The organism is Arachnia propionica, from assembly GCF_037055325.1.
Lineage (GTDB): Bacteria > Actinomycetota > Actinomycetes > Propionibacteriales > Propionibacteriaceae > Arachnia.
Map to the genome: position 1 here is coordinate 2,828,568 of NZ_CP146373.1, position 13,984 is coordinate 2,842,551.

The window sequence follows — 13,984 nt, forward strand, 5'->3', positions numbered from 1 at the left end:
ACACGTGAGCGAAGCGAGCGGCTCGAGTCGACACCCCACCGTCGCCCGAGGGTTCCTTGTGTTGGTCTGGGAGGGTAGCGGTGTGTTTTAGACGCTCATGTCGGCGGCGACCAGGGGGCTGAGACGGGCGGCGCGAGCTGGCGCTTCGGTGTCACCGCAGGTTGCAAGCCAGTTGGCGAGCATCTGATAGCCGCCCTCCGTGAGCACCGACTCGGGATGGAACTGCACCGCTTCCATCGGCCATGCGCGGTGACGTATGGCCATGATGACCCCGGATTCGGTGCGGGCCGTGATTTCCAGCTCCTCCGGGAGTTTTTCTTCGACGGCGGCGAGGGAGTGGTAGCGGGTGGTGCGCAGCGGTGACGGCAGGCCCGTGAAAATACCTTTGCCGTCGTGGGTCACGGGTGAGACCTTGCCGTGCAGCAGTTCGCTGGCCCGGTCGACGACACCGCCGAGGGCAACAGCCATCGCCTGGAGACCGAGACAGACCCCGAACAGCGGCGTGCGACCGCCGAGTCGCCGGATGACGTCAACACACACTCCGGCTCGTTCCGGGGTGCCGGGGCCGGGTGAGAGCAGCACCCCGTCGAAGGCGTCCTCCCAGCCGGGTTCCGCGAAACGCGGATCGTCGTTGCGCCACACCTCCACGTCGGCACCGATCTGGGCGAGGTAGGAGACGATGTTGTAGACGAACGAGTCGTAGTTGTCGATGACGAGGATGCGTGCCACGGGCGCAATTCTGTCACGCTGCGGCAACCGACGCGCCCACGCCGCGGCGTCTCCTCACCTGTCCTGACAAAGAAAGCCGTTGGGCCCGCAGGAAGGGCCCAACGGCTTTGGCGTCCGCTACCCGGCGCCGTATCCGGTTCGAGGCAGTCCGGGTTTGACTGGCGACCTGCTGGGCGGCGGGGCCGAGGTGGGCGACGGCAGTCCCGTCGGCGGCGACACCGTGGGAGGTGTCGATGGTGGCCGGGGAGGCTCCGGCGGCACCGTCACGCCTCCGGAGTCGCTGGCGGTCGGCGACGGGCTCGGGACCTCCGAGATCGTGGGCGAAGCACTCGGAATCGGTTCCACCGTCGGGGAGACGGTCTGGCTCGGGGAGACCGTGGGACGTGGCGACTCCGACGGAGCGACGGAGGGCGTCACGGTCTGGGTGGGCGATGCCGAAGGACTCGGTGTCGGGGAGGGTGAGGGGGGACGGAGGAACTGCTCGGGATCTTCGCACTCGTCCCCGATCCAGTTGCCGTCAATGTCCTGCTGGTTGGGATTCGCGACATCCGGACAGTTGTCGTAAGCGTCGGGTATGACGTCCCCGTCCCGGGTGATGTCGAGTTTGGTGGAACCCACGGAGGTTTTCCCTTTGGTATCGGTGACTCTCACCATCACGTGACCGCTCACCTCCTTGTCGTAGCGGTGAACGACCATGTCGGCGGTGGTGGTTTGATCGAAGGTGCCGTCGCCGTCGAAGTCCCACTCGTACTTCACCACGTCACCATTGGGTGAGTAGCTGGCCCGGGCGTCCAGCCGAACCTCGGAGCCAACCTTGGCGACATAGGGCCCTTGCAGCCAGGCGAAGGGTTTGTCAGCGGAATCCTCGGTCACGTCATCGGCGATGTCCTGCGGCGTTTTCCCGCTCGTGCCGTCGGGGATCGTCCTGCCACCCGTGGCCTCGGTGAGTTCTGCCAGTCCTGCGCCCATCGCGGCGGGATTACCGACCGTTGAAACCCGGGCGTTGGAAACCGCGTAAGAACCAAGGCGAAGGGTCTGCCATGTCAGGCCGGTGACGGGTTCGGGATCCTTGGCCGGTCCGTCTCCCAGTACCAGCATCACCTTGCTCGCGTCCTTGCGCCAGCGCAGCGACAGGCCTTGCACGATTCCGCTGTATACCGATTCCGCGGGATCGCCGGCGGGAGCCAACTCCACTTTGCCGAGCGCGTCCAGAATGTCTCCGGGATTTTCGGTGAAATCCTGATCCAGCCGCGATGGATAATTTCCGGCCACACCGCCGCCTTCCGGGTGGTCCTGATAGGTCACGAGCGCGTACCGGGTATCGCCACCGAAGACGGAAGGGAGCATGGTCGTTTGAATCGACGCCACCGTCTCCGACCATGTGTCACGCATGGATGAGGTGGCATCAACCACGAAAACCACATCCCTCTTGGCCTGATGCCCACCGAGCAATGGAGCATTCTGCGATACCCCGGAGGTTTGGATTAACCTGCCCATCTCACGATGACCGGCAATGTTCGGATGCCAGAAATTCGTGTAGGTGAGGGATCCCTGAGCCTCTATCTTACCGTCCTTGTACTCCCCTTCCGTCTCCATGAACTCATTCAGCCAGCGCTGGGGATTCGTTTTCTCCGTCATCCCCCACACATTGAAATCAGGGTCTGGCTCATGTCCGGCGAAAGCTACGGGGGTCTGCTCGACGAACTTTACTCGACCCAGATATTTCACGTTCAAGCGCTGCACGAGTTGCTTCTGATACTCCACCGCTTGCATTCCCAGTTCGCGCACGGCAGCCGAGGCGTCGTACTGCCCCGAGTCGGTCTCGAGGAGGAAGGGCTTGTCCAGCGAGAGCAGGGGATAGCTCATGAGAATTACCTGGGAGGAAGGATTACCCGACATCTTCTCGGAAAGAAGCTGATCAATGTTTGATTCAAGATCATTCATGATCCGCGACAAATTATTAGAAGTATCCTGAATGTCTTTCTTGCATTTATTCCCATCTCCGCCACCGTATTGAGGCAGGCCAACGGGAGCAAGGCAGTGTTGAATGATATCAGCGAATCCTGCGTCATTACCCCCCATTGTCATGAGCACCAGATCGGTGCCCTTGTCCACCGAATCGGCCTGTGGCCTGAGGGTCAGCTTGCACCGATAGGTGAAATACGAGGTTCCTCCGAGTCGGCTGATCTGGTACTCGACCCCGATAATGTCTTCGCTCGACTTGAGTGAGCAGGCATCCTCCCGCTCCAGTTTGGAACGCACGTCGTCCTCGGAATCCCCCTCGGCGATGCGCAGGTATTGCTCCTCAACGATTCCGGGCTTAAAGATGTCCCCAAGAACTCCACCCGAGCAGGCTCGATTCACGTAGCTCACATCAATACCGAGGGAGCTCGCTGATTCCACGAACCGTTGCCCCCAGTTCTTGGAGCTGCGTTCGCACCACGCCGCACCGTAGTAGGATCCTGCGCCATTCCCCGCCGAGAACGAATCACCGAGCTGAACGACCGACAATCGCTTGGGAGACGGATGCGGAGGCCCCATCACCTCATCGGCTTTCGCCGCCGCAGGATGCAATATCCCCGAGGCGACAAACAGCGCCGCCAACACAACCAGTCGAAGTAATTTTCTCAAAACTCCTCCAATGTATTCCACAGTTTTGGACTTATTCAGATTTCCCCGCCCCCACTCACAGCCTCTCAACAACTTCGAGCATAATGATCAAATCAGCCGCATCATTGTCCGCAATAAAAACACCGCATTTACGTCGAGGGTTACTTTTTTGAGCATTCCATATCATATTGGGCGGCAGGCCGGTCTCGTGCTCCTTTTTCCAGCCCGCCTCCTTGGCGAAGGCGACCGCCCGATCAAAAATCTCCTGCCGATCAGCATCACCCAAGGAGAACACCCTCCTCACCTCAGTGAATTTGGGCTTACCCAAAGGACGCCGATACCCGCTCTCAGAGCCCTCCTTCAGAGGCAGACCCAACAGATCCTTAGCCGCCATAGGATCCTCCAGGAGCACCGGCAACTGCGACCGATCCTCCCCCACATCACCCACAACACCACACCCAGCCAGCACCCCCACACCCAGCAGCATCACACCCCGACGCGACCACGAAACAAGACCGCCACGAACCCCACTGTCCACCATGCACCAATCCAACCACACCCCACCCTCCCTCAGAAGTAGTCCGATTGGAGGACAGGATCCGCAACGTCACACGAGAACAAATCCCACCGACACGAACCGCTCACCCCGCCCCTCCAGCCAGTTAAACCCCTGACCAGACCATATGTAACGACGACCGCGAAGAAGCCCCACGGTTTTGAAGCCATTCAGATTTCACCCACCCCACTCAGGGCACTTCAAGAACCCTGATCCTGATTATCAGATCGGCCGCATCGTCATCAGAAATAGAGACGCCACATTCACGCCTAGGATTATTTTTTTCACCATTCCACACCATGTTGGGCGGCAGACCGGTCTCGTGCTCCTTTTTCCACCCCGCCTCCTTAGCAAAGGCGACCGCCCGATCAAAAATCTCCTGCCGATCAGCATCACCCAAGGAGAACACCCTCCTCACCTCGGTGAACCGGGGCTTACCCAAGGGACGCCCGTACCCTTTTTCGGAGCCTTTCTTCAGGGGAAGAGCCAACAAATCCTCCGCCGCCAGGGGGTCCGCCAGGAGCACCGGCAACTGCGACCGATCCTCCACCACATCACCACACCCAGCCAGCACCCCCACACCCAGCAGCATCACACCCCGACGCGACCACAAAACAAAACCGCCACGAACCCCACTGTCCACCATGCACCAATCCAACCACACGCCCACCCTCCCTCAGTAGTAGTCCGATTGGAGGACAGAAATCACAACGTCACACGAGAACAAACCCACCGACACGACCCTTTCGGTTGCTCCTGTGTCGCTTCCACACCGGGGCGACTTCGTGAGGGACGGTGTTTCCTGTCACCTGGATTTTGCGTGGGTAATTCCCAAGGCGCCCTGGAATGCCGGCAAAGACAAGGAGGATTCCACACTTTCCCGGTATCCCAGACCGTAGGCATCGGCGTACTGCCGGTAGGTGGTCAACGCCCGGGACCCCTTCAGGGCAGCGGCCATGCGACCGGCGTCGCCGATTGCCTCGACCACGTAGGGCGGCGCGTAGGGAATACCGTGCAGGACCACGGAGTTGCCGACACACTTGATGCCCGACGTGGAAATGATCCGTTGTCCCTGAATGCTCACCGCCTCTGCCCCACCTTTCCACAGGGCGTTGACGACGGCCTGGATGTCCTGTTGGTGCACCACCAGGGCGTCGTCGTCGACGCCTGCTGGTCTCACATCGGTGGGGGCATCGGTGAGGGTCACTCGCATTCCGGGACCCGTGACGGGTACGACCGCGGCCTGTTCCGCGACCACACGCTGCTGCTTTTCCAGCTCCGGGGATGCCCCCTGCTGGTGTCCGAGTTCCTCCACCTCGGCTCGAACCTCCGCGACTTCGCCTCGCAGTTGCTCGTTCCGCTGAGCCTGTGTGGCGACCAGGCCCCGCAGGTCGGTGTTGCGGTCGGATCGCAGGTCGGTGCCGCGGGCCGCGATGGCGGAGGCGGTGAGCATCGCACCCGCCAGGACACAGATGATTCCCGTCCCCACCCGGCCTCTGAGGCTGCGGGGGTTCTCATCGTCGCGGGGTCCCCTGATGCGTTTCAGAAGCCGAATCAGACGGGTCTCACTCATGAAACAACCCTACGCGGCACGAACCTCGGATGTGTTTCCGACCGGTCAACTCCACTAATCTTGGTCGGCAGAGGCGAAAGGAGGGGCGCGGTGCCCGAGTCCAAGGTGCGCAAGGAAGCCAAGAGCAAGGCGCGCAAGAAGCAGTCCGAAGAGCTCGAAAAGGCTCGCAAGGAACGCAAGGAACGCAAACGCCTGGCCGCCAACACCGAGCGCCGGTGGGTTCCGTGGACCTTCATTCCCGTCGGGTTGCTGGGTGTGCTCTGGATGGTGACCTGGAACCTGGCGGGGGCTCACATCGATTTCATGAGGGCATTGGGTGACTGGAACATCCTCATCGCCCTCGGTTTGATCATCGCGTGTTTCAGCCTCATGACGCTCTGGAAATAGTAGATGGGGTGGGAACACGCCGGCGGTGAGACCGTCGGTTTCTTCGACGCGGTGATCCTGGACCACGACGGCACCATCGTCGACTCCCACGACGCCATGGTTCGCTCCTACACCCGATGGGCTGCGGAGTACGACGTCGATCTGACCCAGATGCCGAAGTACATGAGCATGCCGAGCCGCGCCTTGACGGAGGCGTTGGTTCCCGACGCGACACGCTGGGACGAGGCGGCGGCACGCATCGAGGAGCTGGAGGTCTCCGACACCACAGGGGTGGTGCCCATGCCGGGGGCGGTCGATGCCTTCCGGGTGTTGCCCGGTGATGCGGTGGCGATCGCGACCTCCTGCACGCAGCCTCTGCTCGACGCCCGATTGCACGCCTCCGGCCTGTCCCATCCCCGAGTCGTGGTGACCCGCGACCAGGTGGAGCACGGCAAACCTGCCCCCGACTCGTTCCTGCTGGCCGCGCAGCGACTCGGCGTGAAACCGTCGCATGCGCTCGTGGCGGAGGACTCACCCGTGGGCATCACCGCAGCCCGGGCCGGCGGGTTCCCCACGCTCGGGATCCTCAGCACCCACACCGCCGACGTCCTCCGCGCCGACGTGCACGTGACGGATCTGTCGCAGGTGACCTGGGAGGTGGGCGACGAGGGTATCCGTGTGATCGTTCACGCCACCCGCTGACGATTCATCGGCCCCGACCGCGAACGGTAGGATTCTCTACCGTGACTGAACCGCGCACCCAGGCAACCGAACCCACCGACTCGGAGCAGACGACGGTCCGCAAGGAGAAGCGGGCACGGCTGCTGACCGCAGAGTCCGAGCCCTATCCCGCCGACCTGGTCCGCAGCCACACCCTCCTCCAGGTGCGTGAGAGCTGGGGACACCTGGAAGCCGGGGAGGAAACCGACGACGTGGTGCAGGTCGGGGGGCGCGTCGTATTCATCCGCAACACCGGCAAGTTGGCCTTCGCGACCCTTCAGGACGGTTTCACCCTTGGCGACAACGGTGAACGCCTCCAGGTGATGTTGTCGCTGGCGGAGGTCGGAGCGGAGGCCCTGGCGGCCTGGAAGTCGGACGTCGATCTGGGCGATCACGTCTGGGTGGAGGGCCGCGTCATCTCGTCGAAACGCGGTGAGTTGTCGGTGATGGCGAAGCGGTGGCGGATGGCGTCGAAGGCGCTGCGTCCCCTCCCGGTGCTGCACAAGGAGCTGTCCGAGGAGAGCAGGGTGCGCCGCCGCTACGTCGATCTGATCGCCCGGGAGGATGCGCGCGCTATGGTGCGCAAACGCGCCGCCATCACCCACGCCATCCGCGACACCTTGTACCGGCAGGGTTACATCGAAGTGGAGACCCCGCAGCTGCAGCTCGTCCACGGTGGCGCCGCGGCCCGGCCCTTCACCACGCACCTCAACGCCTTCGACATCGACATGAGCCTGCGCATCGCGTTGGAGCTGCACCTCAAACGCACCATGGTCGGCGGCGCGGATCGTGTCTACGAGATGGGGCGGGTGTTCCGCAACGAGGGCATCGATTCGTCGCATTCCGCGGAATTCACGATGCTGGAGGCCTACCAGTCGTGGGGTGATCAGCGGACCATCGCGCAACTGATCCACGACATCATCGTCGCCGCCGCCGACGCCGTCGGTTCCCGGCAGGTCGACACCGACCAGGGAACCATCGACCTCGATGGTCAGTGGCGGTGGCTGCCGTTCTTCGACGGGTTGAGCGAGGCGGCAGGTCGCGAGATCACCGTCGAGACCTCCCTGGAGGAGCTGAGGGCTGTCGCTGACGAACGCGAGGTGGAGTACGACCCGAAGTGGAACGCGGGCAAGTTGTCGCTGGAGCTGTTCGGGGATCTCGTGGAGCCCAGGTTGATCCAGCCGACCTTCGTCCACGACTACCCGTCGCTGGCGCAGCCCCTCGCTCGCCCGCACCGCTCCGAGCCCGGGAAGATCGAGGCCTGGGACCTGATCATCGGAGGCATGGAACGTGGCACCGGTTTCACCGAACTCATTGACCCGGTGATCCAGCGCGACGTGCTGGTGCGCCAGTCCCTCGCTGCAGCCGCCGGGGATCCGGAGGCGATGCAGCTCGACGAGGACTTCCTGGAGGCCCTCGAGTATGGGGCTCCGCCGATGGGTGGAATGGGGCTCGGCATCGACCGCCTGGTGATGCTCCTCAACCCGGGAGCGGGCATCCGGGAGACGATTCTCTACCCCCTGCTGCGTCCCTCCGCGGGCTGAGGAACCGGCGACCTCAGCGGAACACGTTCGACAAGAACCCGCAGAACATCGCCACTCCCCCACCGATCGCGAACCACTGCATTGGAATGTAGAAAAGGGTGTGGATGTTCTTGAGCTGGCTGAGTATCTCGGGGCTCTCCGCAGCGATCAGCTGTTCGACCTGGGCGTAGCCCTCCTCCCTGGAGGCGGGAACCTGGACGCCAGGGGCCATCTGGAACTGGCCCGCATCAACACGGGCGCGCAGCTCGGCGCGTCGCTGTTCCTGCCATTCGGCCACCTTGGTGCGGGGACGTATCACGTTGAGCCATCGCCCGCACAGAAAGCCCAGGGCACCACCAACGAGCGCACCGAGAGCTATGAAGATATTGGCAATCGCGCTCTTGTCTCCATACAGACTCATCGGTAGGGCACCGATAGCGAACGCGGTCAATACAGGGATGCCAGCCCCCAAAAGCCCCCAGCCACGAAAAATGATCATGCCCGAATGGTAAGGGTTTCCCGACCCCGCGGTGAGGAGTTGTGATTCATTCAACAATGCATCAGGTCACGACGTGAAGAAGGATGCGACGAAACCTCCCAGGGTCAGCACCCCGATCCCCAGACCCACCATGTGAAGCGGCACTCCGTAGAGGGAGTGCTGATTGAGCATTTTCGGCGACAGGTCCCGGGCCTCGCGCTCCAGTAGCTTTTCCACCTGCGCGTAGCCCTCCTCCTTGCTGGTGGGGACAGGAGCGCCGGGAGCGATCTGGAACTGTCCCTGATCCACCAGGGAGCACAATTCCACGCGCCGCTGCGCCTTCCATTCCTCCAGTTTGACGAAGGGGCGTTTCTGGTTCAGCCACCGCCCCAGGAACCATGCCCCCACGGCACCCAGAAAGCCCCCGACGAGGGCCAACTTCAGAAACATCGCGTTGGACAGTTTGAGCGACGAAGCGATCGCCAGCATGATGCCGGCTCCTAGAACGGGCAGAACTATGCCCATTCCTCCCCAGCCCCTGTAGATGATCATGCATGAACTTTAGTCAACGGGGGCGACGCTCATCTTCCCTTTGGAAAATCCGGGGCAGACAGCTGTGGTCACTGGTGGCGTTCCCCCGTCAGCATGGTCAGGATCAGGACGTTTTTCTCGGGGGCGTCGGCGGGGCAGTCGACGCGGTGCGTGAGGTGACTGGTCAGGTGCAGCACGACCCCCGGCCCCATCTCCACCACGTCGTCGCCGCAGGTGAACAGCAGCCTGCCCTGCGTGCACTGCACCAGGATGGGGTGCGCCGCCTTGTGGTCGTCGAGGCACTGGCCCGGCGCGAAGTTCATGAGGATGACGTTGGCCCCATCACCCTGGAGTTGCCTGCGCACGCCGGGGCGTGGGCGTGACGGATCGGTATGTGGGGCGGAGGCGACGGAGTCGATCACGGTCATCGCCCCACCGCTGCCCGACACCTCCGGGGCGCCGAAGACGTCAGGGGTGTTGACGGGAACCTGGTTCTGTTCGGCCATGGGATCTCCTTACTGATCAGGCGGGGCGATGCTGGTGGACACGGTACCCGGCGGCGAACATGCCCTTCATGTTGACGCCGGCCAGTGCGCGGTCGAGCTGCTGCGGGTTCGGGGAGACGAACCCGGTGATGGTGTCGACGCCGTGGTCGAACAACACCGGGTTGAGCGGAACCGACGGGCCGACCAGCACGGTGTGGGCGTTGCGTGACAGCTCGATCAGGCGCGGCGCGGTTTTGTTGACGAACGCGGAACCGGAGATGAACACGTAGTCGCATTCGGGCAGGAGGTATTCGCAGGCGGAGTCGGGGTAGTCGCCGGGCTGCGGGTTGCGTTCCAGGCAGATGTACTCCCCCGCCGCTTCGAGGGCCTTCTGGGCGAAGGGGAAATGCCCGATGACCGCCACCTTCTTGCCGGCGACGTCGGTGGCGTAGGGGTCGAAGACCATGCCCCAGTTGATGCCCTGCCCGGTAGAGACGAAGCCGTTCGCCTCCGCGGTTTCCGGACGACTGTGCCAGGAGTTGATGGCGGCCTGCCCGATGGAGGCCTCGGCCAGGTTCCAGCTGCGAATCAGACCCGCGGCTTCGCGCAGCGGGATGCCGTCGAGGGTGACCCCGGGGAAGCTGTCGGGGCGAGTCTTGATGTTCATGGTCCACGCCATGCCGATCCCGCCGGCTGAGTTGATCACCCGGGTCCACTGGGCGCCGACGTTCACCGTGGTGAGGGTCACCTCCTGCGGGATCGCGTCGATCAGTGCGTCGTAGATCTCCCAGGGATGTGCCATGCCGTTCTCCGTCCAACCAAGGTGGGGCTTACCCATCGGAGAGTACACGGCAGATTCCGTCGCCAAAACCCCTTGGCATCATCGGCACCAACCGTTATCATCGTCTCATGACGATGAAAGAGACGGGAACTCCCGCCACCGAGACCGAGATGGCAGCGACGCTGTTTAGGTCCCTCGCCGACCCGAACAGACTGGCCATCGTCAAGCACTTGATGCTGTCGGAGCACCGGGTGGCCGACCTCGTCGGGCACCTGGGACTGGCGCAGTCCACGGTGTCGGCCCACGTGCGGGGGTTGCGGGACAGCGGGCTGCTGACCGCACGGGTGAGGGGCCGCGCCACTTTCTATTCCTTGGCCGAGCCAGAACTAACCACGAATCTTCTGGCAGCCGCCGACGACCTTCTGGTTGCAACCGGTGAGGTCCCTGTCACCTGCGAACCGGAAGTCGAGACATCATGAGCGAACACCACGACCACCACGGTCACGAGCATCACACCACAACCCACGACGAGAACGGTCGCGCAGTCCGCGGGCATGACGATCACGGCCACTCCCACGGGCACAGCCACAATCATGCGCACGGATCGACGAACCGGACCCGCCTGGGGATTGCGCTGGGGATCACCGGGGTGATCTTCGCCGCGGAGGTGGTTGGCGCGATCGTGACGGACAGCCTGGCGCTGCTCGTCGATGCCGGGCACATGCTGACCGACTCCGTCGGCTTGGTGGTGGCGCTCATTGCGGCGACGTTGATGAAACGTCCCCCTTCGGAGCGTCACACGTGGGGATGGCAGCGCGCGGAGGTGTTGTCCGCCGGGGCGCAGTCCGCGATTCTGCTGTGCGTCGGCGGGTACGCCATCTACGAGGGTGTGCTTCGTCTGTTCGCCCCTCCGGAGGTGGAGGCGGGCGGGGTGGCCGTCATCGGTGTGATCGGCCTGCTCGGCAATGTCGCGTCGCTGCTGGTGCTGCTGGGCGGCAAGGACAGCAACCTGAACATGCGTGCCGCTTTCCTGGAGGTGTTGAACGACGCCCTCGGGTCGGTGGCGGTGATCGTCTCCGCCGCGGTGATTGCCGTGACCGGATGGACCCGCGCCGACACCGTCGCCGGGCTTCTTGTGGCAGCACTGATTGTGCCGCGCGCCCTGAAGCTGCTGCGGGAGTCGGGGTCGATCCTGCTGGAGGCTACCCCCACTGAACTGGACCTGGCCAAGGTGAGGCAGCACCTGATGGAAAAGCCTCACGTCAAGGGGGTCCACGATCTCCACGCCTCCACCGTCTCCACCGAACTTCCGGTCCTGACGGCCCATGTGGTGCTGGCCGACGAATGCTTCACCGATGGGCATTCGCAGGAGATCCTCGCCGAAATCCAGGAATGCTTGGTCACGCATCACGAGATCAGCATCGAGCACTGCACCCTGCAGCTGGAATCGGAAAAGGTAGCAGAACGACACAAGGAACACCTGCACGCCTAGAAGGTCGCAGGAGCCTCTGGTGGCGATCCCGAACGCAGGAGTGTCACCAGAGGAAAAGTCTTCGCGAAACACGGACCGGGCATTCTTCCCACACCCCGATTGACCCGACCCCGTCACGCTCAGCCCATAGAATATCCGGGAGATCCGGGCCGCGAGCAACACGATCAGGTCGCACCGCGACTATCACCCTCGGAACGACGCCAATAATGCCGTCAACAGGCTTTCACGTCTCCATGAAGTCCGGTCTTAGAGACCGGAACAATGAGGCTTATTCACAGGCGACGTGTCAACCAGTGAAACCCCTAGTCAGAGCGCGTTTGAGGATGGCTGTGAATAAGCCTTAATGCAAGAAGAAATCATGTCCTACACCCCAGCACAAATGGTCTCAATGAAGTCCGGTCTTAGAGACCGGAACAATGATCATTGCCCTTGCTGATCGCGGCATCATCCCCATGTCTCAATGAAGTCCGGTCTTAGAGACCGGAACAATGGCTCGCCTCGGAAGGCGGTCCTGACAAGGAACTTTACCAACGTCTGCGAGCGCTGCGTCTCGCGGACCCCGGCAGTAACACTCTGTTGAGTTGTCACGGGGTAAAACACCTAGTCAAACCCCTGCGAGCGCTCCCTAGGGGAAACGACACGACCACAGGTCTCGCAGCGGCTCACACCACCACGGGTCCCTCGTCGGGCAATCTACGCGGTACCCCAAGCATACGGATGTCGGCGTCTTGCGGTGTACCGAGGTCGATCACCACCACCGAGTCGTAGGCGAGTGCGATCACATCGCGGATGTCCCGTTCCCACATCGCGAGTTCCGCTTTGCTCAGGTCACACACGAACACCGAATACTGAAGCCACTTCCCGTAGCCCTTCATGAGCTTGAAGGTGGCTCGCAGTCGTTTGGGATCCGATATGTCGTAGGAGATGAGATATCGTCGTCGAGCCATGGGTCACCTCGTCATCAATGGGGTGTAGGAATCCAGTTCTCCCGTGAAGGAAGCCGCCAGCACCCGCGCCTGGAGATCCAGCACCCTCCGATAGGACACCTGATACCCGAACAGCGGATGTTTCAGCTCCATGTCGAGGCGACGTTCGTACGCCTTGATGACGGAGCGTCGTCCGTCCGCGGTCAGAACCACCCCGAGATGTCCCCGCATGAAGCTTTTCTCGTTGATTTCACCGTTGTTGAAACACTGCAACGCCACGGATTCCGCCACGAGAGCGCGGAACTCCTCGGCCAGGTCGAGAGCAAGAGCGGGTCTGCCGTAGCGGGGCTGGTGCAGCACCACACCCCTGCGCCACAATGCCTTGAGCGCCTGGGTGGTGATCTGCACGTTCCCCACAACACACACCTGGGAGACGTCAAGGAGTCGACGCTCAGCCACCGTCTCGCCCTTGACCGCCACCAGCAGTCGGCCACCAGAAACCTTCACCGACGCCCCCTGCGTGTTCACATAAACCGGTCTGGTGGCGGGATTTTTGACGATGATCCGACACGGCTGCCCACTGGAACGTTCGAGCAGATAGTTCGTCTCATCGGGCATGCACAACGGCGCCAGTGAGCAACGAGGACAGCGCGGATCGTTCAGCAACGGCGGGGGCGGAAGTTCCTGCGCAGCCACCTTCCGTGCCAACGCCACCAGCTCCCGCACCTCCGTCTCCGCGTCCGGCCCCACATCGATCGAGGCCCTGTGATGCGATCCCAGATAGGAAATCTCGGCGCGGTTCACCGAATACCCGGCGCGTCGCAACAGCACCGCCTGAGTCAAAACCTGCACCCGGTCGGCGGGCCACATTCCGCCATCGCCGGGGCCGGACCCCTTCTTCATGTCCACAGGACTCGACGATCCGTCCTCGTGATCCACCCGGTCGATGACAGCCGTCACCCCGAGGTCCGGATCCGACAACGCCACCTGAATCGAGGTGAACGGTTTCTCCTCCTCATCGGGTGCGGGCATCCGACCGGAACGCCGATCCGTCGCGTCGTGGGCCACCGAACCCTGGACCGTGTCGTCGCTGTGAGCCCAGCGGCCATCCACCCATTCGAGATGAAACAGCCGCTGGCAGTACACCAACTCGTTCAGCATCCTCGCGGGAACCAGCTGCGGTTCCACCGAGTACTCCCCCCGTTCCGACATGG

The 13,984-nt window shown here is 62.8% G+C and carries 16 protein-coding genes; 5 read left to right on the forward strand and 11 right to left on the reverse strand.

Annotated elements, in window-relative coordinates:
• Nucleotides 1-87 precede the first annotated feature (87 nt).
• The 5 genes from V7R84_RS13140 to V7R84_RS13160 all read right to left on the reverse strand — a co-directional run bounded on the left by V7R84_RS13140 (nucleotide 88) and on the right by V7R84_RS13160 (nucleotide 5,468).
• On the reverse strand, nucleotides 88-729 hold the full coding sequence (locus V7R84_RS13140; protein ID WP_338569792.1) for an aminodeoxychorismate/anthranilate synthase component II: 642 nt from the start codon (nucleotides 727-729) through the stop codon (nucleotides 88-90).
• A gap of 117 nt (nucleotides 730-846) precedes the next feature.
• The gene (locus V7R84_RS13145; RefSeq protein WP_338569794.1) at nucleotides 847-3,360 is read right to left on the reverse strand and encodes a PKD domain-containing protein; all 2,514 of its coding nucleotides are present in this window, start codon (nucleotides 3,358-3,360) and stop codon (nucleotides 847-849) included.
• Between the two features lie 55 nt (nucleotides 3,361-3,415).
• Nucleotides 3,416-3,880: a hypothetical protein gene (locus V7R84_RS13150; protein ID WP_338569796.1), complete on the reverse strand. Its 465-nt coding sequence runs from the start codon at nucleotides 3,878-3,880 to the stop codon at nucleotides 3,416-3,418.
• Nucleotides 3,881-4,085: 205 nt separating this feature from the next.
• Nucleotides 4,086-4,490 carry a hypothetical protein gene (locus V7R84_RS13155; protein ID WP_338569798.1) on the reverse strand — a complete coding sequence of 135 codons (405 nt, stop codon included), beginning with the start codon at nucleotides 4,488-4,490 and terminating at the stop codon, nucleotides 4,086-4,088.
• Nucleotides 4,491-4,700: 210 nt separating this feature from the next.
• Nucleotides 4,701-5,468 (reverse strand): DUF881 domain-containing protein, encoded by a 768-nt coding sequence (locus V7R84_RS13160; RefSeq protein WP_338569799.1) that lies wholly within the window; start codon nucleotides 5,466-5,468, stop codon nucleotides 4,701-4,703.
• 90 nt (nucleotides 5,469-5,558) lie between these two features.
• Here V7R84_RS13160 and V7R84_RS13165 point away from each other — a divergent pair, with 90 nt between their 5' ends.
• Genes V7R84_RS13165 through lysS form a run of 3 tightly spaced genes read left to right on the forward strand, consistent with a single transcriptional unit; the run spans nucleotide 5,559 to nucleotide 8,098 of the window.
• Nucleotides 5,559-5,855: a cell division protein CrgA gene (locus tag V7R84_RS13165; RefSeq protein WP_338569800.1), complete on the forward strand. Its 297-nt coding sequence runs from the start codon at nucleotides 5,559-5,561 to the stop codon at nucleotides 5,853-5,855.
• Between the two features lie 3 nt (nucleotides 5,856-5,858).
• Entirely contained in the window at nucleotides 5,859-6,536 is a 678-nt protein-coding gene (locus V7R84_RS13170) for an HAD-IA family hydrolase (protein WP_338569802.1), read from the forward strand.
• Between the two features lie 41 nt (nucleotides 6,537-6,577).
• Nucleotides 6,578-8,098, forward strand: a complete 1,521-nt coding sequence (lysS, locus tag V7R84_RS13175; RefSeq protein ID WP_338569804.1) for a lysine--tRNA ligase — start codon at nucleotides 6,578-6,580, stop codon at nucleotides 8,096-8,098.
• Between the two features lie 13 nt (nucleotides 8,099-8,111).
• On the opposite strand, the gene V7R84_RS13180 is transcribed toward lysS, so the two are convergent.
• The 4 genes from V7R84_RS13180 to V7R84_RS13195 all read right to left on the reverse strand — a co-directional run bounded on the left by V7R84_RS13180 (nucleotide 8,112) and on the right by V7R84_RS13195 (nucleotide 10,373).
• Complete coding sequence (locus tag V7R84_RS13180; protein ID WP_338569806.1) at nucleotides 8,112-8,576, reverse strand: hypothetical protein; 465 nt, start codon at nucleotides 8,574-8,576, stop codon at nucleotides 8,112-8,114.
• Nucleotides 8,577-8,642: 66 nt separating this feature from the next.
• Nucleotides 8,643-9,107: a hypothetical protein gene (locus V7R84_RS13185; RefSeq protein WP_338569808.1), complete on the reverse strand. Its 465-nt coding sequence runs from the start codon at nucleotides 9,105-9,107 to the stop codon at nucleotides 8,643-8,645.
• A 68-nt stretch (nucleotides 9,108-9,175) separates the two neighbouring features.
• Complete coding sequence (locus V7R84_RS13190; protein WP_338569809.1) at nucleotides 9,176-9,592, reverse strand: cupin domain-containing protein; 417 nt, start codon at nucleotides 9,590-9,592, stop codon at nucleotides 9,176-9,178.
• A 16-nt stretch (nucleotides 9,593-9,608) separates the two neighbouring features.
• Nucleotides 9,609-10,373: a DUF364 domain-containing protein gene (locus V7R84_RS13195; RefSeq protein ID WP_338569810.1), complete on the reverse strand. Its 765-nt coding sequence runs from the start codon at nucleotides 10,371-10,373 to the stop codon at nucleotides 9,609-9,611.
• A gap of 107 nt (nucleotides 10,374-10,480) precedes the next feature.
• On the opposite strand from V7R84_RS13195, the gene V7R84_RS13200 reads away from it, so the two are divergent.
• A complete protein-coding gene (locus tag V7R84_RS13200; protein WP_338569811.1) occupies nucleotides 10,481-10,831 on the forward strand; it encodes a metalloregulator ArsR/SmtB family transcription factor in 351 nt (116 codons plus the stop codon).
• Entirely contained in the window at nucleotides 10,828-11,844 is a 1,017-nt protein-coding gene (locus tag V7R84_RS13205) for a cation diffusion facilitator family transporter (RefSeq protein ID WP_338569813.1), read from the forward strand. The genes V7R84_RS13200 and V7R84_RS13205 overlap by 4 nt, the downstream gene beginning before the upstream one ends.
• 662 nt (nucleotides 11,845-12,506) lie before the next feature.
• Here V7R84_RS13205 and cas2 read toward each other — a convergent pair.
• Together cas2 and cas1 are read right to left on the reverse strand one after the other, a co-directional pair.
• The gene (gene cas2 / locus V7R84_RS13210) at nucleotides 12,507-12,791 is read right to left on the reverse strand and encodes a CRISPR-associated endonuclease Cas2 (RefSeq protein WP_338569814.1); all 285 of its coding nucleotides are present in this window, start codon (nucleotides 12,789-12,791) and stop codon (nucleotides 12,507-12,509) included.
• 3 nt (nucleotides 12,792-12,794) lie between these two features.
• Nucleotides 12,795-13,982: a CRISPR-associated endonuclease Cas1 gene (gene cas1 / locus V7R84_RS13215; protein ID WP_338569815.1), complete on the reverse strand. Its 1,188-nt coding sequence runs from the start codon at nucleotides 13,980-13,982 to the stop codon at nucleotides 12,795-12,797.
• Nucleotides 13,983-13,984 lie beyond the last annotated feature (2 nt).

Excerpts from the sequence above, each read along its gene's own strand:
- V7R84_RS13200 (WP_338569811.1), top strand. The coding sequence starts at position 10,481 with ATGACGATGAAAGAGACGGGAACTCCCGCCACCGAGACCGAGATGGCA.
- V7R84_RS13190 (WP_338569809.1), bottom strand. The coding sequence starts at position 9,592 with ATGGCCGAACAGAACCAGGTTCCCGTCAACACCCCTGACGTCTTCGGC.
- V7R84_RS13170 (WP_338569802.1), top strand. The coding sequence starts at position 5,859 with ATGGGGTGGGAACACGCCGGCGGTGAGACCGTCGGTTTCTTCGACGCG.
- cas1 (WP_338569815.1), bottom strand. The coding sequence starts at position 13,982 with ATGTCGGAACGGGGGGAGTACTCGGTGGAACCGCAGCTGGTTCCCGCG.
- V7R84_RS13180 (WP_338569806.1), bottom strand. The coding sequence starts at position 8,576 with ATGATCATTTTTCGTGGCTGGGGGCTTTTGGGGGCTGGCATCCCTGTA.
- cas2 (WP_338569814.1), bottom strand. The coding sequence starts at position 12,791 with ATGGCTCGACGACGATATCTCATCTCCTACGACATATCGGATCCCAAA.
- V7R84_RS13205 (WP_338569813.1), top strand. The coding sequence starts at position 10,828 with ATGAGCGAACACCACGACCACCACGGTCACGAGCATCACACCACAACC.
- V7R84_RS13185 (WP_338569808.1), bottom strand. The coding sequence starts at position 9,107 with ATGATCATCTACAGGGGCTGGGGAGGAATGGGCATAGTTCTGCCCGTT.
- V7R84_RS13160 (WP_338569799.1), bottom strand. The coding sequence starts at position 5,468 with ATGAGTGAGACCCGTCTGATTCGGCTTCTGAAACGCATCAGGGGACCC.
- V7R84_RS13195 (WP_338569810.1), bottom strand. The coding sequence starts at position 10,373 with ATGGCACATCCCTGGGAGATCTACGACGCACTGATCGACGCGATCCCG.
- V7R84_RS13150 (WP_338569796.1), bottom strand. The coding sequence starts at position 3,880 with ATGGTGGACAGTGGGGTTCGTGGCGGTCTTGTTTCGTGGTCGCGTCGG.